Origin of the sequence: Chromobacterium alkanivorans (assembly GCF_016937655.1) — a bacterium.
GTDB lineage: Bacteria > Pseudomonadota > Gammaproteobacteria > Burkholderiales > Chromobacteriaceae > Chromobacterium > Chromobacterium alkanivorans.
Genome location: NZ_JAFHKL010000009.1, coordinates 123,026 through 142,978, shown reverse-complemented (window position 1 = coordinate 142,978; position 19,953 = coordinate 123,026). Strand labels below are relative to the sequence as shown.

The following is a 19,953-nucleotide window of genomic DNA, read 5'->3' as shown; positions in this document are numbered from 1 at the left end:
GGCGGCTTGCCGCTGGCAAGGCGGGCTTGAGGCGGTGAATGGGATGCGGTGTTTCATTTGCTCTTTCCCTCTGATCCCGGCTTGGGGGCTGGCGCGCATCGATGCTTGCGATTGCCGCGTCATACGATATAGGCGGTTTTTAATTTGGATTCGGGAATGACGTACAGGTCCTCGTGCCCCCATATCGATTCCGGCGCGTCCAGCCCGTCGTACATCCTGACCCATTGCGATAATAAAGCGTAAATGTCGTCGTCTTTCTTCATCTCGCACACTAGCAGGTTGGGATCGTAAAACTGGACTCTTCCCGTCCAGGGAAAATAGACGCCCAGCGCATGGCCGCTGCCTTTGGAGCTGGCGATGATGTAGAGCTTGTATTTGCCTGACCATGGGGTTTTGTCTTTGATGTTTTCCGCGGAGTTTTGCCCGCGCATATTGACGGTTTTCTCCGCTATCGACGCCAGTATTCTGGTGTTGCCGTTATTCAGCTGTTCAAAATGCAATTGGGTGGCCTGTTGCTGCGGGCTTAATAGCGATTCGCTAAGCCCGGTGCCGCTTTTCAAGTTGCCGCTCAAGGCGCGAAACCAGGTCAGCACCTGACCGGTGCAGCTGCTGTTGGCATTGCCGGGAAACTTGCCGTCGCCTTCTATCGATGTGATATTCACCAAGCTCTTCAGCAATTCAAATCTCAATCTAAGACTCATTGCTATGCTCCTTAAAGGTGGGCTTAGATCCGCTAACAAAACCCCTGATCCTGCGTTGCGCCGACTTGTCGTACTACTTGTACTGCCTGCGTCGGCGCGCCTTGGCTCAGGTACGCTGCGCAGTTTTGTTAGCGGCTCTTAGTATTGCTTTGTCGAATAATCAGTCAGGCTGATGGCGGGGCATGGGAGTCTCGCGGCAGCGGATGTCAGCAGACAACGTCGAAGACGATGGGGCGATGGTCCGGGCCGCTCATGTCGAACGCGTCCGCCCAGCCGCTGATGTCGAAAGGCGCGACTTTGACGTCGACCGAGGCCAGCACCCAATCCAGGATGCCGCCTTTGGCGTGGGTGGCCTGTCCTTGCCAGCATTCATAGGCGACGCCCGGGGTGTCCAGTTCCTCTACACGGGTGTAGTCCAGGTTCAGATCGCCGGTGGCCACCCAGTGCCCGCCCAGGCTGGTGCAGTCCCGCAACTGGCTCTTGGTCAGCCCGCCCTGGCCGGATTTGAAGTGCGCCAGAAACAGAAAGCCGGTGTAGCCGTTGACGGCTTGGGCCCAGACCGCGATCAAGTCCCGGTTCAGGCCTTTCAAGTGCCCTTGGCTGACAACTTCTAGATGCTGCCCTTTTCTGGTTATCACGATGTAGCCGTTGGAGTGGCCGCCGGCAAAGGCGTGGACATCATAGTCTTGATACACCTTGCGTAAATAATCGTAATAGTCGTCCAGCCTGGCGGAGTGCACTTCGCACAGAAACACCACGTCAACGTCCCAGTTGTCGTTGGAGCAGCACTGGTGGATGAAGGTCTCGACCTGCGCTTTTTTATCCAGCGGCGAGGATTCGCCGTTCTTTTCCAGATTGAAGCTGGCTACGCGCATCTTTGCTCCTTGGCCGATCTAATTTAACGCTGCGGTTTCAGTGCTGCTTGTCTTGGCCCCCGCTTTGCGCTCTGGAGTAGGTGCTGAAGGTACACATGGATAAAGTGTCCCAGATGATTTTAATCAGAGAGGTACAGCAATTGTCATCGGTTTGGTAGTAAGACAGCTGGTCAAAGTCGATATCGAATAAATCGAATTCGTCAAACTGACTTTTCCCGGTTCTGGAGATTCTATTGGGAGCGTAGCCCAGCAAGTCCGCGCTCAGCAGGCCTTGTTCGCTGAGTTGCGCCAGTGTATTTTTCTGGATATTAAAGGCGAGCTTGCTCACCGAGGTGGGCGAATGGCAGCAGCAGATGCAAGCGCATAAGGGTAGGGTGCAGCCGGTGGTCAGCGGCCTATCCCGCGCGTCGGTAAGGCCGGCCTCAAGCACCGCCGCCACCACCTCCGCACAGTTGCCCAGGTTTTTCCCATTATTCTCTGTCATGAATTGGATCATTCTGTCTTGATCCAAGCCCAGCGCCGTCGGCGTTTTTTTTAATAGCGGCTTGTGCGAGACGGCCTTTTCATCGCCATGGCTGCCACCAATATGAATGGAAACTTCATCGCTGCGGCGCATGGTCATGCTGGGGGGAGGCACCGCATCCATGCTTTGATGGCTTGGCGGCGGCCTGCCGATGGCGACTGTTGGCGGGATGCCGATTTCCGGCGGCTTGCCTCTTAGTATGTGCGCCACTTCATTCTTGCTGGGGATGTAAATCACATGCCGGACCCGGATGCCCTTGCCTCGGGTATTGGCCCAAAACCGGGTGATCTCGTCCTTGGTGGTTCTGAGATGCATTTTTTGATGGCCGGCAGAGTATTGAAACTGATAGACCTCACGGTTTTGAGTGGTAATGGAGATGAGGCTGTGGTCTTGGCAGTCCCCATTCTTGCAACTGCAAAACATGGTGCCCGAGCCACCACTGAGGGTCATAACGGTAATCATGCGGCCTCCCTGTGTTTGCTTCCAATGAATTGATACTCTGCCGGGTGCTGCTTAAACCATCAAATCAGTTCTAAATTTGTTCTGCCATCTTGCTAACCAGGGTGAGAGAACTTCTGTTCAGCGTCAGCGCGCTGTCGCTGAAGCCGGTTAGGGTGAAGCTGCCCAGCGCGTTCAGCGCCTCGTCGCCGGACAGGCTGTCCGGGTACAACTCTTTCAGCGCGGAGGCGCTGAGCGAGAGCGGGGCGGTTTTGTCGGAGGGGCGGGGCATGGTGGTTAATGAGTTACGTTCATTTTATGGGTGAAGGGGAAAGCCCAATGTTATGTCGCTTTTGGATGGTGAACGGTAAACGTTGGGCTTCATTGCATTCAGCCTAACCTACGGCCCTGTCGATTACTACAACATCCACATTGTAGGGTGGGCAAATCCCTAAGCCCATATTCGGCATGCTCGCTACGGGGGCTCACGCGGCTTAGTAATCAACCCGTTAAAAAATTGACAATTTAACACAAAATAAAGCCATCACTTTATACAGCCACATCTATAACGCTAAATTCTTATCAACTTTCCGGACCATTCACTATCTTTACTGGTGCGATAGTCTCTCCTGGTCATAAAATTTCCCATCTCCTGCGCCACCGGCCTTTCATGTCGGCGCACATTATCATTTTCAATCAGCAGCAAGTTAGCTTTGTATTCCGCATGGAAGCGGGCAGCATTGCTGCCAAAATCAGTCATATATTGCACAACATGGCCCAGCTCATGCGCCAGCACCAAATCAGATGAGGCCGCCATCAAACACCACTTTGAGCCCGTTTCAGGATTGATATGTGTAGGCTGCGGCCCTTCCACGTAAAACTCGAATGAAGCCTCCGGATACCAAACAATCAAGCCACTGGAGCCATGAAAATCAAAACCATAGCTGGGATCGGCGGGTAAGAAGTAGCCACCAGACTTGCCTCTGGAAACAATCATGTCGATGACAATGCTTGAACTCTCAACAAGCTCAAAAACACGCCGCGCCGTGGCGCTGCCCCCCATCAACACCGCGCGCGCCTTGTCATATAGCGCATGCAATGCACCGGCATCCTTGGCGAAAGGTGCTTGATCATAGGGCCATTCATCGCCCATCTTGCGGGTGTGGAGTCTGATCATGATATATCTCGGTTACGGTATAGCTCGTGGCTTGGATTTAGCTTACGAGGCCATACGCAAAACTTATTCCTAAGAATTTGTGGTTAACATTGAGCTTCATTACATTTAGTCCAATCTACGCCCCTGAAATAAAGCAAGTCTTCAACATAGCAAACCAGTCTCATAAAAACAAATCACGAATTGTATTCGACTCATCTGCAGGATGCCCTACCCCAGGGTCAATCCAAGTATTATCATTGGGAGATACATCATGAAATGAAGTATATTCAATTTGCCAGTCATCCAGAACCTTTTTGCATCTTGGGCAGCATGGTTTTGATACGCCAATATGCATTCGAACCTTCAACTTTCCAAGCTCATGCAGTCTCTTGAGTATTTTCATTTCAGCATGCATAAAATTATCATAATTCTGAACCAATTCAAAATCAGAATAAATATAGCCAAACCTATAATTGTCCACAAAATTACTGGTTGATCGACATAGTGACATATCAGTAAGCCGAACATCAACATCGCTGATTGATAACCGATTTGCAGCGATGTACCATTTTCCTTCAACCTCCATCACCGCCACACAATCCAAATGCGATTCTAGTTGACGATTTTTTACTTTAAATCCATCAACTTTTGTTTTGCGATTTGTATCTTGACCTTCCGCACGAGTCCAGTATATGGCTAAGATATAAGATGCGACCTTGTCCATCCAACTCATTCTTTTCAACATGTCTTCATGATACAAAGGATGTTCAAAATCTCTCGCTTTGAATGGCATAAAACTCTCCCGTTAATAAATTCAAACCTCAATACACAATAAAATCAAAAACAGCAAGCACATGAAAAGGTGCACGCACTAAAATAAATTCATTAAAGCAATAAAAATCATTTAATTACTCAAGGTAAATGAAATGTAATTGAAAATTTCAGCATCATTAACTACCATTAAACCAACGAGTTTAGTGTCCAAGGTATTTCATGATTGCTTTTCGAAATAACCCATGGATCCTCATGGCATAATAAGAAAGAAAACACACTACTCTACCCCACCGCCCACTCCGCCAATTTCCCCACCACCTCCGCCAATAACACATTATCAATATCCCTAGCCCCGGCCCCACGGCAGCGGTTCAACACCGCCTGAATCAAGCCGGGGTCGAAATCAAACATCTTGCCGGTAGCGCGTTGATAGCGCTGGCGCAGCACTTCCAGCTTGCTGCGCACGATGTCGGCCAGCACTGTGTCGTCCAGCGCGCGGTAGGGCACCACCGTCATCCGCGCCAGCAGCGCCGGGCGGAAGGCGGCGTTGAGCTCCGGCCGCAGTTGGTCGATGAAGCCGGGGTGGCCGATGGCGGCGGGCGCGGCGGCCAGGATGGCTTCCGCCCCCACATTGCTGGTGGCCAGGATGATGGTGTTGTTGAAGTCCACCACCAGGCCGCTGCCGTCTTCCATCTGGCCCTTGTCGAACACGTTGTAGAAGGCTTCCAACACGTCCGGGTGGGCTTTTTCGATTTCGTCGAGCAGCACCACGCTGTAGGGCTTGCGCCGCACCGCCTCGGTCAGCACGCCGCCCTGGCCGTAGCCGACATAGCCGGGCGGTGCTCCCTTGAGCTGGCTGACGCTGTGGGCTTCCTGGTATTCCGCCAGGTTGACCACGATCAGATTGCGTTCGCCGCCGTAGAGGGCGTCGGCCAGCGCGTAGGCGGTTTCGGTCTTGCCCACGCCGGTGGGGCCGAGCAGCAGGAACACGCCCACCGGCTTGCCGGGGTCGGTCAGGCCGGCGCGGTAGGCCTGGATGCGTTGGGCGATCTTGCCCAGCGCGGCCGGCTGGCCGATCACGCGCTGGCCCATGCGCTGGGCCAGGGTGCGGATGGCGTAGGCTTCGTCGGCCAGCATCTTGCCCACCGGGATGCCGGTCCAGCCGGCGATGACGGCGGCCACCGCCTTGGAGTCCACGTGTTCCGGCACCAGCGGGTCGTCCTGGCGCAGCGCGTCCAGGCCGGCTTCCAGCCGCGCCAGTTGTTCCGCCAGCCGCAGCGCCGGGTCCGCGGCTTCGTCGTCGTCGGCGGTCGCGGTCCCGTCTTCGGCTTCTTCCAGCAGCAGCGGCGGTTCGCCGGCGGGCAGCTCGGGCTCGCTGGCCAGGAAGTCCAGCAGTTGCTGGCGGGTGCGCAGGATTTCGCGCACCGCGCGCAATTCGTCCTGCCAGCGCACGGTCAGTTCGCGCATGGCTTGCAGCTGGCGCGCGCTGTCTTGGCGCAGCGCGGCGATGCGGACGGCGTGGTCCAGGCCGGTGGCCTGTTCGTTCAGCAGCCGCTCTAGTTCTTCGTCCAGCATGGCCTGGCGGTGGCGCAGGTTTTCCAGCTGCGGCGGCTGGTCGTGCTGGGCCAGCGCCACGCGGGCGCAGGCGGTGTCCAGCACGCTGATGGCCTTGTCCGGCAGCTGGCGGCCGGAGATGTAGCGGTGGGAGAGCTTGACCGCGTCGTGGATGGCGGCGTCCAGGATGCGCACGCCGTGGTGTTGTTCCAGCCGGGCGGCGACGCCGCGCAGCATGGCCACGGCGCGGTCTTCGTCCGGTTCTTCCACTTGCACCGGCTGGAAGCGCCGCGCCAGCGCCGGGTCGCGCTCGAAGTATTTCTTGTATTCCTGCCAGGTGGTGGCGGCCACGGTGCGCAGTTCGCCGCGCGCCAGCGCCGGCTTGAGCAGGTTGGCGGCGTCGCTGTGGCCCTCGGCCGCGCCGGCGCCCACCAGGGTGTGGGCTTCGTCGATGAACAGGATGATGGGCCGGGCGGCGGCGCGGATGTCGTCCATCACGCTTTGCAGCCTTTGTTCGAATTCGCCCTTGAGTCCGGCGCCGGCTTGCAGCAGGCCCAGGTCCAGCGCCAGCAGGCCGACGCCGGCCAGCGCCGGCGGCACTTCCTCGTGGGCGATGCGCAACGCCAGGCCTTCCGCCACCGCGGTTTTGCCCACGCCGGGCGCGCCCACCAGGATGGGGTTGTTCTGGCGGCGGCGCAGCAGGATGTCCAGGCATTGGCGGATTTCGCCGTCGCGGCCGACGATGGGGTCGATGCGGCCGGCGCGGGCGTCGGCCACCAGGTCGTGGGTGAAGCGGGCCAGCGCGCCGGCCGGTTCCGCCGCGGCGGCGGACGGGGCTTCGCGCGAGGCGGCGGCCCAGGCGTCCAGTTGTTCGCTCAGCGGCTGGCGCGGCGCGCGCAGCAGGCAGGGCGCGCCGATCAGCAGCAGATTGCGCAGCTCGTCGCGCTCCAGCAGGGTGAGCAGCAGCAGGCCGGAGCGGATGCTGGCCTGCTGGCGCAGCGTGGCCAGCAGCAGCGCTTCCTTGAGCCAGGCCACGGTGTGGCTGGAGAAGGCCGGGGCGCGGGTTTCGCCGCGCTTGAACTGGTCCAGGCTGCGGCGCAGCTCCGTGCTCAGCTGGTCTGTGCTCAGGCCCAGCTTGGGCAGCAGCAGCGGCAGGTCGCCGTTGGGCAGTTCCAGCAGTTCCAGCAGCACGTGTTCGATTTCCACGTAGTAGTGGCTTTGCTGCAGGCAGCGCTGGGCGGCCAGTTCCAGCGCCTTGCGGCAGCTGGGGTTGAGGCGGGCCACCAGTTCGGACAGTTCGGCGCTCATGCCGGCTCCTCGCCGGGCGGGGACGGCCGTTGCAGCCGGGTGTCCAGCCGCCGGGCTCCGCCGGGGCCGCCCAGCCAGCTGTCCCAGCTCAGCCGCGGCGCGGCGCGGGCTTGCAGCTTGAGCGCGGCGGCCGGGGCCTGCCACAGCAGGCTGAGCTGGATGTCCAGGTCCGGGCCGAAGTAGAACGCCGCCAGCGCGGCCAGCGCGCGGTGGCGTTCGCCGCCGGGCAGGAAGGCGCGGTAGCCGGCCGGGTCCAGCGGGCCCACGGTCAGGCGGATGCCAGCGTGTTCGTCCCAGGCGCGGCGGCCGGCCAGCGCGCCCTGGCCCAGCGCGGCGTTGCGGCCATTGGGGCCGATGCTGGTGCGGCTGGCCGGCGGGATCTCGCGCCAGCCGCCGGCGTAGGGGCTGGCTTGCACCGGCGCGGCTAGGTGGCGGCTGGCCAAGGCGGCGAAGCCGGCCAGCGAGCGGCGGCGGTCCGCCAGCAGGGCGGCGCGGGCCAGCAGCGCGGCGTCCGGCACCGCCTGGCGTTGTTGCAGGCCGGCGGGCAGCAGGCCGCACAGGCTGAGCAGCAGCGGCCGCGCCGGGCTGAGCCGCGGCGCGGCGAAGCTGGGCGCCAGCCGGTATTTGCGCTGGGCGCGGTAGAGCAGGGCCAGCAGCCGGTGCTGGAACAGTTGCAGGAATTCCGCCGGCGCGTGGTCTTTGTCCTGGCGGCGTTGTTGCAGCCATTCCTGATAGGCGTAGGGCAGTGGGCCGTCCGGGCCGCCCAGGCCGAAGGATTCGACATCGAGCGCCGGCTGGCCGTCCCGCGCGTCGCCGCCCAGCGCGCCCGGTTCCAGCGCGCTCAGTTCGCTGGCGGCGAAGGCGGGCAGCAGTGGGCCGCGCAGCCGCAGCGCTTCGCGCGCCGGGTCCGCGCCCTGGCCCAGCGGCGCGGCCTGCGGCGTCAGCCGTTCCAGCAGCATCACCGCCTGGGCGAATTCAAAGCCCTGCGGCCGCGTCAGCAGCCGCTCGGCTACAGAACCAGGCTGGGGCCGGGCGGGGGCTGCCATGTCTGGATCTCCTGTTGCTGGTGGACGAGTCGGGTGCGCACGAAGCGGTTGGCGTGGGCGTAGAGGGCGAAGAAGTGGGCGAGCACGGCGGCGAACAGCACGCGGCTGCCGCCGGCGAAGCAGGCCGGGTCCAGCTCCAGCGTCAGCAGCAGGCCGTTGCGCCAGCCGCGCCAGGCGTCGGCGCCGACGTGGTCGACGATGCGTTCGCTGCCGAGCGCGGCGATGCCTTCGATCTGGCGGCGCGCGGCCGGCTGTTCGCCCAGATTGTGCAGCGCCAGCATTTCGCGCAGCGCGGCCAGCGCCTGCGGGCCTTCGCTCAGCGACAGGTGGTTGAGGCTGAGCTGGGACACCAGTTTCCAGCGCGAGGCGCCGTCCAGCGCGGCTTCGGTTTGCGGCCGTGGCGGGCGCAGCAGCCGCGCCTGGCCCACCGGGCCGGGCAGTTCGAACATCAGCGGCGCGCCGGCCGGCAGTTGCTCGGCCAGGTGGCGGTTGGTGCATAGCAGCTCGGCGGTGAGGCTGAGTTCGCTGGCGGCCAGCGGGTCGAAATCGGCGTCCACCAGGGTGAGCAGCATGTCGCTGCCGGGGCGCAGGCGGTTGAGGCCGCGCACGCGGCGCGCGTGCCAGTAGCGGCCGTCGCCGCCCTCGCCGTGGCTGCAGGCGAAATAGGGGGCGATGCGGCGCGCGCCGTCCGGGCCGGCGGCGCGCAGTTGGCGGATGGAGTGGATTTCCACGCTGTGGTCGCGGTGGGAGTCGGCCACCAGCAGGTATTCGCTGCGGCTGCCGTCCGGGCGCAGCGGCTCCGAGGTGTGCGGAAACAGATTGATCACCGGCGCGCAGCCCAGCGCGATGTCGCCGTGCTGGATGCCCAGGCGGCCGGCCGGCACGCGTTCGAAGGCGATGACGATTTCCAGCTGCCGCTCCGCCTGGCGCGGCAGGCTGAGCGGCAGGTCGAAGAAGGCGAATTTTTCCGGGCAGGCGAAGTATTCCGCCAGCAGCGCGTGCGCCGGGTGCACGCCGTCCTCGGCCGGCAGCAGCGCTTCGTCGGTGCCAAAGCCGCAGGCGCGCGGCAGCGCGCCGGGGCGGATGGAGGGCGCGAGGCCGGGCCGTTCCGGCAGCCGGCAACTGATTTGCAGGCTGTGGGCGGACAGCAGGTCGTAGAGCGCGGCGGCGTTGAGCGGGGAGCCGGCCAGGTGGATGCGCAGGCTGTTCAGCGGCAGCGCGCCCAGCGGTTCCGGCCCCAGTTTCTCCAGCCGCAGCACCAGGGCGGCGCGCGCCTGGGCCAGGCCGCTGGCGGCCTGGGCTTCGTCCTCGGTCAGCAGGCTGGCGTCGGCGAGCCGCAGCGGCCACAGGGTGACGGCGGCGCTGGTGCGAAAGCGCAGGCTGTCGCCGGCGGTGGTGGCCACGAACAGCGGGGTGCCGCGCTCGATGCGGTAGCCGGCGTCCAGCTTGCCCTTGTCCGGGTCCGGCTCGAAGCGGGCGATGGCGCAGGAGGGCATGGGCCGCAGCGCGTGCGGGTAGAGCTGTTCCAGCAGCGCGTCGGTGAGTTCGGAGTAGTCGTCGTCCAGCCGGCGTTGCAGCCGCGCGCACAGCAGGGCGAAGCCTTCCAGCAGCCGTTCCACTTGCGGGTCCGGGCATTCGCCGTCGCTCAGTTGCAGGCGGTGGGCCACCTTGGGGTAGCGGTGGGCGAATTCGCCGCCGGCGTGGCGCAGGTAGGCGAGTTCGCGTTGGTAGTAGTCCAGCAGGCGCGGGTCCAGCGATTCCATCAGCCGGCGTCCTCGCAGGCGGTCAGCCGCGCGCCGGACGGGTCCAGTTCGGCGACGAAGGCGGCCGGCCAGCGGCTGCCCTCGGCCTGGAGTTCGCCGTCTATGCGCACGCTGAGGAGCAGGCCGCGGCCCGGCACGGTGTCCACGCTGACGCGCGGCGCGGCCAGCCGGGGTTCGAAGCTGCGTATCGCCTGGCGGATCTCGCGCGCCAGCCGCTGGCGGTCTTCGGCGCGCTCCGGGTGCAGCGCGCTCCAGTCCGCCACGCCGTAGTCGATGACGCTGAGTTCGGCCAGGTAGGGCTGTTCGGCGCGGCGGCTGGACAGCAGCCGCGCCAGTTCCGCCCGCACCGATTCCTGCAGCCGGCGGCGGTCCACCCGCAGCAGCGGCTCGGCTTCCAGCCGCTGCCGCGGTTCGGCGTCGGCCAGCAGTTCGAACAGACCCGGGCGGAACTGGGCGGGCTGGCGCATGTTTTACTTGGAGTACTTGTTGGCGGCCAGGTCCCACACCGCGGCGGCGTTGCCGTCCTTGGCGCCGGTGTCTTTCTGGGTGGTCAGCTCCCACTTGATCTTGGTGAAGTTGAGCGAGAGGTTTTCCACCGGCTTGCCGCCGGTGCCGCCGCTGACGCTGACATTGGACAGGATGGCGTTGGTCAGGGTGTAGACGATGTAGGGCAGCACCTTGCCGCTGCTGTCCGCCGCGTTGCGGCCTATGGTGATCTTGACCTCGGGGATGTTCTTGCCCTGGCAGCAGTAGGCGTTGAGTTCCGGCGTGGATTTGTCGGTGAACTTGGTCAGGCTGAATTCGCCGATATGCGGCTTGCCGGAGGTGCGTTCGGTGTTGCTGACGTCGTTGGTAACCTGCATGGCCACGTTGTGGCTGTAGGACAGCACTTCGATCTTGTCGGCGTAGCCTTCCAGCTTGCACTCGCCCTTGATGTCGCTGCCCAGGTCCAGAATGATGGCGTCCATTGCTATGTGTTCTCCGTGTTATGAGACATATCGGGCCCGCCGCGCGGCGGGCCCTTGGTGTGGCGTCAGGCGGCGGCCGGCGGCGGCAGCTCCGCCACCAGGCGGATGGACGCGGTCAGTTCTTCCAGCTGGAAGTGCGGGCGCAGGAAGACGGTGGCGCGGTAGGCGCCGGGCTTGCCCGGCACTTCGGTCACGTCCACCCGCGCTTCGCGCAGCGGGTACTGGGCCTTCACTTCCTGCGGCGCGTTGTCGTTGACCAGCACGTAGTCCGCTATCCAGTTGTTCAGATAGGTTTCCACGTTGTCGCGGGTCAGGAAGCTGCCGATCTTGTCGCGCATGATCACCTTGATGTAGTGGGCGAAGCGCGAGGCGGCCAGCACATAGGGCAGCATCGCGGAGATGCGCGCGTTGGCGTTGGCGGCGTTGGTGTTGTAGAGCTTGGGCTGGTTGGCGCTCTGGCCGCCGAAGAACACCGCCAGATCGGTGTTTTTCTTGTGGCACAGCGCGATGAAGCCCAGGCCGTCCAGCTCTTTCTCGCGGCGGTCGGTGATGGCGATTTCGGTCGGACATTTGAGCGCGATGTCGCCGGAGACGGTGCCGAAGGTGTGGGCCGGCAGGCCTTCCACCGCGCCGCCGCCTTCCACGCCGCGGATGGCCGCGCACCAGCCGTATTTGGCGAAGGCGTCGGTGATGCGCTGGCCCAGCGCGTAGGCGGCGTTGCCCCACAGGTATTTGCCGTGGTCGGTGCCGTTGACGTCTTCCACGTAGTTCATGCCCTCGGTGGGCTTGGTGTCCGGGCCGTAGGGCAGACGCAGCAGGATGTGCGGCAGCACCAGGCTGACGTAGCGGGAATCCTCGCTGGCGCGGAAGGAGCGCCATTTGATCAGCTCGGCGCTTTCAAAGGCCTTGGCCAGGTCGCGCGGCACCGCCAGTTCGGTGAAGCTGCTCATGTCGAACAGCCGCGGGCTGGCGGCGGAGATCAGCGGCGCGTGCGCGGCGGCGGCCACATTGGACAGCTTTTCCAGCAGCGCCACGTCTTGCGGGTGGCGGCCGAACTCGTAGTCGCCGATCAGCAGGCTGATGGGGTGGCCGCCGAAGGTGCCGTACTCTTCCTCGTAAATCTTCTTGAACAGCGCGCTCTGGTCGAATTCCACCGCCTTTTCCAGATCGTTCTGCAGCTCGTCCTTGGTGGCGTTGAGCAGGCGCAGCTTCAGCCGGCTGCTGGTTTCGGTGTTCATCACCAGGAAGTGCAGGCCGCGCCAGGAGGCTTCCATTTTCTGCACGTCCGGGTGGTGCAGGATGTTGTTGAGCTGCTTGCTCAGCAATTGGTCGATGATGGCGATGCGGTGGTTGATCATCGCCACGGTGTCTTTGTCGATGGCCATGCCTTCGTCCAACACCTGGGTGGCGAATTCGGACAGCAGGTCCTTGGCGTATTCCTGCTGGATGTCGTCGTGGGCCATGCGGCCTTCCTGGATGATGCGGTCCAGCAGCGACAGCGAGGCGGCGTCGCCGCTGGGCGCTTCGGCTTGGGTCTTAGCCATGAGATGTCTCCGGTGTCGGGTAGGGGGAACTGGGCGTCAGGCGGCCGGCGGCGCGTCCGGCGCCGGCGCGGCTTCCGCGGCGGCCGGGGCCTCGGGGCGGGCGCTCTTGATCTTTTGCAGTTCCTCGGTGTTGGCCACCACGTCCTGCAACAGCTTGTCCAGTTCGTCGTTGCCGTCCAGCTTGGTCAGCAGGTCGCGCAGCTTCTGGCGCGCCTCGTACAGCCGGCGCAGCGGGGTAACCTGCTTGACGATGTTGACCGGGTCGAAGTCGTCGAAGTGGTTGAACTTCAGCTCCACGTTCAGCTTGCTGCCGTCGTCGGCCAACGCGTTGTCCACCTGGGCGGTGACGCGTGGCGTCAGCGAGGCCAGCACCGCGTTGAAGTTGTCGCGGTCGATTTCCACGAAGCGGCGCTCGCTGAGCTTGGGCAGCGGCTGCTCCTGCTTGCCGGCCAGGTCCGCCATGATGCCTACCACCAGCGGCAGCTCCCGTTTTTCCAGGGCGTTGCCGATTTCCACGTCATACGTGATTTGCACGCGCGGCGGACGAATCCGGTCCAGCTTGTGCTGTGTGCTCTCTGCCATAACAGACCTCGATCGGTTGGGAAGCTAGGGACGCCGACGGCGGGCCGCGAGTCCGGTCCGCTTTGGCGAAATTGCATGATTGTCAGACCATTGTTGCCCGGTCGGGCCTGGTCGCTCTTTTCCATTGATGCCGGCTCAAGCCGTCGCATGGAAGCCTTTTTTGCTGACAAATGCTTGCAACTTGCATTTTTCAATGACCATGGCTTAACAATTCCTATAGAACTGTCGGCGTTTTTTTGCCAATATTATTTGCAATGGATAATGGCGTTGAGGTGATGCGGATGCGCAACGGGTATCTGGCTGGGCTGTTCTGCGCTTTGGTCTTGGGTTTGGGCGGCTGCTCGTCGCTGGGCTTCGGCCCCTCGGTCAAACTGCAGGCGGCCACGCTGGACGTGGTCAGCATGGCCAACGACGACACGCCGCTGGCGGTGGACTTCGTCGCGGTCAAGGACCCGGAGCTGCACAAGCTGTTGCTGGGTCTGCCGGCGGCCAAGTGGTTTGAGCAGCGCGAGCAGCTGCAGCGGGATTACCCGGAGGGCATCAAGGTGTGGGGGCTGGAGCTGGTGCCGGGCCAGCACCTGGAAACCGAAGACGTGCCGATACGCGGCGAATCCGCGGCCGGCCTGCTGGTGTACGCCGGCTACGTCGGGCCGGGCATGCACCGGCTGAGCCTGGATACGCGCAAGAAGGTCTGGTTGCGTTTTGAAAGCAAGAATATGCGGCTGATGGAGCCGTAGCGGGGGGAGAGCGGTTTGAAAGCAGTGCCACAGGCGGTGTGTTGGTACGAGGGGATGCAGTTGCTGCCCCAGCATTTTCAATGGCAGGCGCTGCGCGCGGACGGGGTGTCCGCGGCGCTGGCGGCGGCGGCCCAGCCGCTGTACTGGGGGGTGTTGGAACTGGAGCTGGACGAGGCGGCGCTGGCCGGCGGCGTGGCGCGGGTGTCCGCGCTGGAGGCGGTGCTGCCGGACGGCCTGCCGCTGCGCTTCGACGCTGGCGACGGCGCCGAGCTCAGCTGCGACGTGACGGCGGCCGCGGCGGAGGCGCCGGGGCGCACGGTGACGGTTTACCTGGCCTTGCCGCCCTTGTGGCGCGCCGGCCGGCTGGACGCGATGACCGGCCGTTTCCGTTCGGAAAACAGCGAGGCGGTGCCGGATTTGAGCAGCGGGGAGAACCCGGCCAGCCTGACGCTGTGGCGGCCGGACATCCGCCTGGTCACCGAGGCCGAACGCGCCGACATGATTTGCCTGCCGCTGTTGCGCATCGCCCAGCAGGGCGGCGGCTTTGCCCGCCGCGCCTACGCGCCGCCGTCGCCGCGGCTGCTGCCGGACAGCCTGCTGGGGCGCAAGGTGGCGGCGCTGTGCGCCAAGGCGCGCGAAAAATGCGTCTTCCTCAGCGGACGTCTGCGCCAGGCCAAGGAGGCCGGCAAGGACGACGACATCGACGAAATCCGCCGCCAGCTGGCGGCGCTGTGGGCGCGGCTGCCGGAAGTGGAGGCGGCGCTGGGCAGCCGCGCCGCCCACCCGGCCGCCATGTTCGGCCTGCTGGCCGGCATGGCCGGCTCGCTGACCGCGCTGGACCCGGGCGCCGGCGCGCCGGTGTTCCCCGCCTTCAACTACCAGGAATTGCTGGCCAGTTACGAGCCCTTGCTGAACTGGCTGTCCGCCGCGCTGGACCGGGTGCGGGCCGGCTACCGCAGCCTGCCGTTCAACCGCGACGAGGAAGGCTTCTGGATCGTATTGCCGGAGGCCGCGCGCGACAGCGGGCGCTTGATCGTGGGCCTGCGCATGCCCGGCGGCGCGCCGGATTCCGCCGCCCAGCAGTGGCTGGGCCAGGCCATCATCGCTTCCGAATCCCATGTGGCCACGCTGGCGCGCCAGCGCATGCGCGGCCTGTCCTTCCAAGCGCTGGACCGCGCCGAACAAGTGGCTTACAGCGTGGGCGACGACACCCGGCTGTTCGCGCTGCTGGCCAGCGGCGACTGGCTGCAGCCGGAGCAGCCGCTGCGGATGACGCTGCCGGCCGGCGGCGCGGCGCTGGAGCCGTGGGAGGCGCTGCTCTTCGTCGCCGACCCGCGCGACGAGGCCGACGGAGAACGCCATGCTGGATAGCGCCTTGTCCCAGCCGCTGGGCGTGCTGGCGCAGGCGCCGCTGAGCGCCACGTTCGAAGACGCCTACGCCGAATGGCTGCAAGTGTTCCGCGAACTGGCCGGCGGCGGCCACAAGGCCGAAACCGCGGCCGAACTGGCGGCCGAGCAGGGCGGGCTGCTGGCGCGGCGCTTGAGCCGCGCCGCCGGCGCGCGCGTGGGCGCGGCCGGGCAAAGCCAGATCGAGTCCCTGCAATATCTGTTCGTCGCCTTGATCGACGAGCGCTTGCTGTTCGAGGACTGGCCGGGGCAGAGCCTGTGGCAGGCCACGCCGCTGGAGCAGCGGCTGTTCGGCAGCCGCGCCGCCGGCGACAAGGTGCCGGCGCTGATAGAGCGGGTCTTGCGCGAGCGCGACCCGGCCGGGCGCGACCTGGCCAACGTCTGCCTGCAAACGCTGACCCTGGGCTTTTACGGCCGGCTGCGCGGGCCGGGCGGTCTGGCCCAGCACGAGGAATGGCGGCGCGAGCTGTTCGCCTTCGCCTACCAGCGCGACGCCGATCTCCGCAGCCTGGCGCCGGCGCTGGAGCGCAGCAGCAATCTGCCGCCGTTGCGGCTGACGGTGCGGCGCATGCTGCCGGACGGCTTCCGGCTGGCCTTGGGCGTGGCCGCCATTCTGCTGGGCATGTCGGTGGTGGGCCACGCCTTCTGGCATGACATCGTGTCGCGGGTGGAGCCCATGCTGTACCGCGGGACGGACGGGGACGGGCAGAGCAAATGACGATACAGACCATAGCCGGCATTGTGTTGCTGACCCTGTTGATCCTGCTGGCGCTGGCGGCGCTGATCTGGTGGCTGCGGCGCGAGGCCGATCCGGCGCGGCGCAGCTTCCGCGGCTCGGTGCGTCGCTTCGAGCGCGAGATCGGCGCGGAAGACCGCTACCAGACCCCCTGGGTGCTGGCGGTGGGCGACCGGGTGCGCAATGTGGAGGCGCTGTGCGCCTCGCTGCAGCTGAAGAGCGAGGGCGAGGCCAATTGGTTCGGCCGCTGGTGGTACGGCGGCGACGGCGCGGTGCTGGTGATTCCGGACGATATGTTCAGCCATCCGGAAGGCGCGCTGGCGCCGTTGTCGGCCTGGCGGCGGCTGCTGGGCGTGCTGTTGCGCAGCCGCGCCGCGCGGCCGCTGGACGCGTTGATCTGGACCGTGTCCGCCAGCCAACTGTGGAGCGAGCACCTGGCGGTCAGCGCCGGCCTGGCCGCCGCCAAGAAATTTGCCGATCTGCAAAGAAGGCTGGGCCTGAGCCTGCCCATCTACCTGGTGGTGACCGAAACCGAACAGGCGCCGGGCTTTCTGGAACTGGCGCAGGCGCTGCCGCGCGAAGCGCGCGACGCGATGCTGGGCTGGTCCTCGCCCCACGCCGCCAGCGCCGCCTATCAATCCGACTGGATAGAGCAGGCCTTGACGCGGCTGAGGCTGACCCTGAGCGAAACCATAGCCGAATTCGGCGCGCTGCAAGGCGGGGTGTCCACAGACCTCTACCTGCTGCCGCGCAGCTTCGAAGACGTGCGCGCCAATCTGCAGGCGCTGTGCGATCCGGTGTTCCGCGGCAACGCGCTGGGCGAGGCGCCGCAATTGCGCGGCATCTACTTCACCGGCGCCCAGGCGGCGCCGCAGGACGATCTGGAAGAAACCGTCGCGCCGCCGGCGCTGCCCCTGTTCGCCGGCCGGCTGCTGCGTCAGCGGGTGCTGGCGGAACAGGGCCTGGCCCAGCCGGTGCCGCGCATTCTGCGGCTGCGCCAGCGCTGGCACCGCTGGACCCTGATCGGCATGGGCCTGTTCGCCGCCTTGTGGCTGGCCGGCATCAGCTGGTACTGGCATACGGTGACCGACGACGCCGACGCGCTGGGCCGCCAGCTGCGCATCCTGCAGCTGGAGCGCGGCGGGCCGCGGCCGGAGCTGAGCAACGATGCCGCGGCGCGGCAAAGCGTCGCCGCCTTCTGGCGCGCGCTCAAGGACGCGCCGTCGCGCCGCTTCGGCACCCTGCTGCTGCCCACCTCGCTGTTTTCCCCGGTGGACGGCCGCATCGACGACACCATCGAATACGCGCTGCGGCGCGCGGTGATGCAGCCGCTGCAACAGCGGCTGCTGCGCGACGCCGAACAAGTGCGGCGGCTGGGCGAGGCCGGCGCGGACAGCGTCAGCGACGACACCGCCGCGCCGGAAAAATGGCCGGCCTACCTGCTGGCGCGGCAACTGGCCGGCGACGCGGTCAAGCTGGAGCAACGCGTCAACCAGTTCAACCACGCGGTGCGCGACGGCAGCGCCACGCTGGACGAAGCGGCGGACCTGGCCAACGGCCTGTTCGGCCTCAGCCTGCGCGCGCCGCAGAACGCCCAGCGCGACAATCTGCGCCGCATCCTGCTGTCCAGCGATCAACTGGTGGCCGCGCCGATAGACCTTTCCAAGATCCGGCCGCAGGTGGGAGACCACTTCAGCGGCCTGATGCAGGCCTGGCTCGGCCAGCTTTACACCAACCAGACCTTCGATCTCACCGCCCAACAGCTGCAAAAGCAATTGCAGATGCTGGAGTCCGGCCAGGGCAATACGCTGACGGAGCTGGACAGCGTTGCCGGCCACATCGGCCTGCTGCAAAGCCTGGTCAACGCCACCAACAGCGCCTGGAGCCGCGCCGCCGGCCAGGATCTGGTGCCCGGTTACAGCGCGATGCTGGACGGCGCGCGCCGCTCCAGCCTGATAGGCCGCGACGCGGTGGCGCGGGTGGTGGACCATTCCGCGGTGGCGCGCCAGGATTTCCGCAAGCGCTGGCTGGGCGGCGTGGGCGCCACCTCGGCGCTGCTGGCGCAAGGGCCGTCCGGCGGCCTGGAGTTGCAGGACGCGGTGCTCAAGCTGAACGTGACCCTGGCCTCCTTGCTGAAGCAGGACTTCGTCGCCAGCGCGCGGGCGCAGCGCGAGGCCGGCCTGAGCGGGCTGGCGACGATGGACGCCGAAGCGATGACGGCGGCGCTGCGCCATTACGACGGCTACCAGAAATACGTGGCCGGCAGCGCCTCTCAAATGCCGCCGGCCTACCGCAAGGGCCTGGAGCGCGCTTTGCAGGACAGCGCGGCGCGCGCGATGTGGGGGGAATTGAGCAGCCGCCATTCTGAACCGTCGGCGGACCTGACCAGCGGCTCGGTGGGCGAGGGCAACGCCTTCGACGCCCAGGCCAAGGCGGCCACCCCCTTGCTGGCGGCAATGGACGATTTGGCTCAAACCGCGTTGCGCGGCAAGCTGGTGGCGGAAATGGACCGGCGCGCGCTGCAATCCTTGCGCCACGCCGAGCGCAGCCTGCAAGGGCTGGCGGTGTACCAGCCCTTGCAAGGCAGCTTCCGCTGGTGGGACGGCTCGCGCAACGCCGGCGCCCGCGCCTTCCGCGCCGGCGGCGCCCGCGAACTGCAGCAATACCTGGGCTCGCAGCTGGAGCTGATCGGCACCCTGTCCCAGGCGCAGGCGCCGGCGCTGAACTGGCTGTTGTCGCACAAGAGCGAAATGTCGGTGAGCGACCAGCAGCTGGTGCAGCGCTGGCAAAGCGCGACCACCGAGCTGCGCCACTACAAGGAAAAAGCCGCCAACAGCGCGCCTACGGTGCTGGAGACCATGATCGTCAAGGACTTCAACGAGATGGATGTGGCCAATTGCCGCGCGGTGCTGGACCAGGTGGAGCTGCCGGCCTCCGGCAATATCTTCGCCGAACGCGCCCAGACCCTGGTCAGCCTGGCCAGCGACCGCTGCGGCGCGCTGCGCACCCAGGCCGGCGCCGCCGCCTACCTGAAGCTGAGCGCCTTCTTCAATCAATACCTGGCCAATCGCTTCCCCTTCGCCGCCAAGCTGAGCGCGCCGGACGCCGCGCCGGAGCGGGTGGCGGAGTTCATGAGGATGATGGACGACAGCGGCGCCTTGGCCGCCGCCGGGCTGCAAGACCTCAAGTCCGGCCAGGCCCAGGCCGCGCGGCGCTTTCTGGACGCGGCCAAGGCGGCGCGGGCCTGGCTGGGTCCGATGTTTGTCCGCGAGGGCGGTGGGCCGTGGCAAGGCGTGGACGTGGAAGTGCGCTGGCGCACCGACCGCGAACACGAGCAGGCGGCGGACCAGGTGATCGAATGGACGCTGGCCAGCGGAGGCCAGCGCCTGCGCTACCCCGGCGGCGACGGCCAGCGCCTGCACTGGAACATCGGCCAGCCGGTGACGGCGACCCTGCGCTGGGCCAAGGAGTCCCAGCAGGCGCCGGTGGAGGATTCGACGCAAAACGGGCTGACCGTGTTCGAACGGCTGGCCAGCTGGAACTACGGCGGCCAATGGGGCTTGCTGCGGCTGTTGCGCGAGAACAATTCGCCGCTGCGCGTCAACAACGCGGACGGCTTCAACGACGTGGGCCTGATGCTGGCGCTGCCGGTGCGCAACCCGGCGTTGCTGGGCAGCGGCAACGCGCAGATGTTTTTGCGGCTGAGCTTGCAGGCGCCGGGCGGCAAGAGCGGCCTGGCGGTGGCCAGCCTGCCTTACTCCGCGCCGCCGTCGCCGTTCCGCGCCGCCGCCAACCCGCGGCTGGCCGCGATAGAAGGCAGTTGATGCGCGCATTGAACACC

The 19,953-nt window shown here is 65.2% G+C and carries 17 protein-coding genes; 4 read left to right on the top strand and 13 right to left on the bottom strand.

Features of this window, described 5'->3' with window-relative positions; genetic code table 11:
• Positions 1-119: 119 nt before the first annotated feature.
• From JW897_RS16690 to tssB, 13 genes are all read right to left on the bottom strand, one after another.
• A complete protein-coding gene (locus JW897_RS16690; RefSeq protein ID WP_162897096.1) occupies positions 120-701 on the bottom strand; it encodes a hypothetical protein in 582 nt (193 codons plus the stop codon).
• A gap of 206 nt (positions 702-907) precedes the next feature.
• The gene (locus JW897_RS16685) at positions 908-1,576 is read right to left on the bottom strand and encodes an endonuclease/exonuclease/phosphatase family protein (RefSeq protein ID WP_118268070.1); all 669 of its coding nucleotides are present in this window, start codon (positions 1,574-1,576) and stop codon (positions 908-910) included.
• Between the two features lie 37 nt (positions 1,577-1,613).
• Positions 1,614-2,561: a hypothetical protein gene (locus tag JW897_RS16680; RefSeq protein ID WP_205466980.1), complete on the bottom strand. Its 948-nt coding sequence runs from the start codon at positions 2,559-2,561 to the stop codon at positions 1,614-1,616.
• Between the two features lie 70 nt (positions 2,562-2,631).
• Entirely contained in the window at positions 2,632-2,829 is a 198-nt protein-coding gene (locus tag JW897_RS16675; protein ID WP_205466979.1) for a hypothetical protein, read from the bottom strand.
• A 279-nt stretch (positions 2,830-3,108) separates the two neighbouring features.
• On the bottom strand, positions 3,109-3,714 hold the full coding sequence (locus JW897_RS16670; RefSeq protein WP_205466978.1) for a hypothetical protein: 606 nt from the start codon (positions 3,712-3,714) through the stop codon (positions 3,109-3,111).
• Between the two features lie 160 nt (positions 3,715-3,874).
• Positions 3,875-4,486 carry a hypothetical protein gene (locus JW897_RS16665; protein ID WP_205466977.1) on the bottom strand — a complete coding sequence of 204 codons (612 nt, stop codon included), beginning with the start codon at positions 4,484-4,486 and terminating at the stop codon, positions 3,875-3,877.
• Between the two features lie 263 nt (positions 4,487-4,749).
• Positions 4,750-7,329 carry a type VI secretion system ATPase TssH gene (tssH, locus tag JW897_RS16660; RefSeq protein ID WP_205466976.1) on the bottom strand — a complete coding sequence of 860 codons (2,580 nt, stop codon included), beginning with the start codon at positions 7,327-7,329 and terminating at the stop codon, positions 4,750-4,752.
• A complete protein-coding gene (tssG, locus tag JW897_RS16655; protein ID WP_205466975.1) occupies positions 7,326-8,375 on the bottom strand; it encodes a type VI secretion system baseplate subunit TssG in 1,050 nt (349 codons plus the stop codon). The genes tssH and tssG overlap by 4 nt, the downstream gene beginning before the upstream one ends.
• Entirely contained in the window at positions 8,339-10,138 is a 1,800-nt protein-coding gene (gene tssF / locus JW897_RS16650; RefSeq protein ID WP_205466974.1) for a type VI secretion system baseplate subunit TssF, read from the bottom strand. Before tssF ends, tssG begins: the two co-directional genes overlap by 37 nt.
• Entirely contained in the window at positions 10,138-10,605 is a 468-nt protein-coding gene (gene tssE, locus JW897_RS16645; protein ID WP_118268628.1) for a type VI secretion system baseplate subunit TssE, read from the bottom strand. Before tssE ends, tssF begins: the two co-directional genes overlap by 1 nt.
• Positions 10,606-10,608: 3 nt before the next feature.
• Positions 10,609-11,106: an Hcp family type VI secretion system effector gene (locus tag JW897_RS16640; RefSeq protein WP_048413274.1), complete on the bottom strand. Its 498-nt coding sequence runs from the start codon at positions 11,104-11,106 to the stop codon at positions 10,609-10,611.
• Positions 11,107-11,171: 65 nt separating this feature from the next.
• Positions 11,172-12,650 (bottom strand): type VI secretion system contractile sheath large subunit, encoded by a 1,479-nt coding sequence (tssC, locus tag JW897_RS16635; RefSeq protein ID WP_048413275.1) that lies wholly within the window; start codon positions 12,648-12,650, stop codon positions 11,172-11,174.
• 36 nt (positions 12,651-12,686) lie between these two features.
• A complete protein-coding gene (gene tssB / locus JW897_RS16630) occupies positions 12,687-13,232 on the bottom strand; it encodes a type VI secretion system contractile sheath small subunit (RefSeq protein WP_048413276.1) in 546 nt (181 codons plus the stop codon).
• Between the two features lie 275 nt (positions 13,233-13,507).
• Between tssB and JW897_RS16625 the strand changes: the two genes are divergently transcribed.
• Genes JW897_RS16625 through JW897_RS16610 form a run of 4 tightly spaced genes read left to right on the top strand, consistent with a single transcriptional unit; the run spans position 13,508 to position 19,936 of the window.
• Positions 13,508-13,969 carry a hypothetical protein gene (locus JW897_RS16625; protein WP_205466973.1) on the top strand — a complete coding sequence of 154 codons (462 nt, stop codon included), beginning with the start codon at positions 13,508-13,510 and terminating at the stop codon, positions 13,967-13,969.
• A gap of 24 nt (positions 13,970-13,993) precedes the next feature.
• Positions 13,994-15,340, top strand: a complete 1,347-nt coding sequence (gene tssK / locus JW897_RS16620; protein WP_338030578.1) for a type VI secretion system baseplate subunit TssK — start codon at positions 13,994-13,996, stop codon at positions 15,338-15,340.
• Entirely contained in the window at positions 15,330-16,094 is a 765-nt protein-coding gene (locus JW897_RS16615; protein ID WP_048413279.1) for a DotU family type IV/VI secretion system protein, read from the top strand. The genes tssK and JW897_RS16615 overlap by 11 nt, the downstream gene beginning before the upstream one ends.
• Positions 16,091-19,936 carry a type VI secretion protein IcmF/TssM N-terminal domain-containing protein gene (locus tag JW897_RS16610; protein WP_205466971.1) on the top strand — a complete coding sequence of 1,282 codons (3,846 nt, stop codon included), beginning with the start codon at positions 16,091-16,093 and terminating at the stop codon, positions 19,934-19,936. Before JW897_RS16615 ends, JW897_RS16610 begins: the two co-directional genes overlap by 4 nt.
• Positions 19,937-19,953: the final 17 nt, after the last annotated feature.

Coding starts and splice junctions, on each gene's coding strand:
- JW897_RS16685 (WP_118268070.1), bottom strand. CDS start 1,576: ATGCGCGTAGCCAGCTTCAATCTGGAAAAGAACGGCGAATCCTCGCCG.
- JW897_RS16680 (WP_205466980.1), bottom strand. CDS start 2,561: ATGATTACCGTTATGACCCTCAGTGGTGGCTCGGGCACCATGTTTTGC.
- tssF (WP_205466974.1), bottom strand. CDS start 10,138: ATGGAATCGCTGGACCCGCGCCTGCTGGACTACTACCAACGCGAACTC.
- JW897_RS16625 (WP_205466973.1), top strand. CDS start 13,508: ATGCGGATGCGCAACGGGTATCTGGCTGGGCTGTTCTGCGCTTTGGTC.
- tssH (WP_205466976.1), bottom strand. CDS start 7,329: ATGAGCGCCGAACTGTCCGAACTGGTGGCCCGCCTCAACCCCAGCTGC.
- tssC (WP_048413275.1), bottom strand. CDS start 12,650: ATGGCTAAGACCCAAGCCGAAGCGCCCAGCGGCGACGCCGCCTCGCTG.
- tssE (WP_118268628.1), bottom strand. CDS start 10,605: ATGCGCCAGCCCGCCCAGTTCCGCCCGGGTCTGTTCGAACTGCTGGCC.
- JW897_RS16670 (WP_205466978.1), bottom strand. CDS start 3,714: ATGATCAGACTCCACACCCGCAAGATGGGCGATGAATGGCCCTATGAT.
- JW897_RS16675 (WP_205466979.1), bottom strand. CDS start 2,829: ATGCCCCGCCCCTCCGACAAAACCGCCCCGCTCTCGCTCAGCGCCTCC.
- tssB (WP_048413276.1), bottom strand. CDS start 13,232: ATGGCAGAGAGCACACAGCACAAGCTGGACCGGATTCGTCCGCCGCGC.
- JW897_RS16640 (WP_048413274.1), bottom strand. CDS start 11,106: ATGGACGCCATCATTCTGGACCTGGGCAGCGACATCAAGGGCGAGTGC.
- JW897_RS16610 (WP_205466971.1), top strand. CDS start 16,091: ATGACGATACAGACCATAGCCGGCATTGTGTTGCTGACCCTGTTGATC.
- JW897_RS16615 (WP_048413279.1), top strand. CDS start 15,330: ATGCTGGATAGCGCCTTGTCCCAGCCGCTGGGCGTGCTGGCGCAGGCG.
- tssG (WP_205466975.1), bottom strand. CDS start 8,375: ATGGCAGCCCCCGCCCGGCCCCAGCCTGGTTCTGTAGCCGAGCGGCTG.
- JW897_RS16690 (WP_162897096.1), bottom strand. CDS start 701: ATGAGTCTTAGATTGAGATTTGAATTGCTGAAGAGCTTGGTGAATATC.
- JW897_RS16665 (WP_205466977.1), bottom strand. CDS start 4,486: ATGCCATTCAAAGCGAGAGATTTTGAACATCCTTTGTATCATGAAGAC.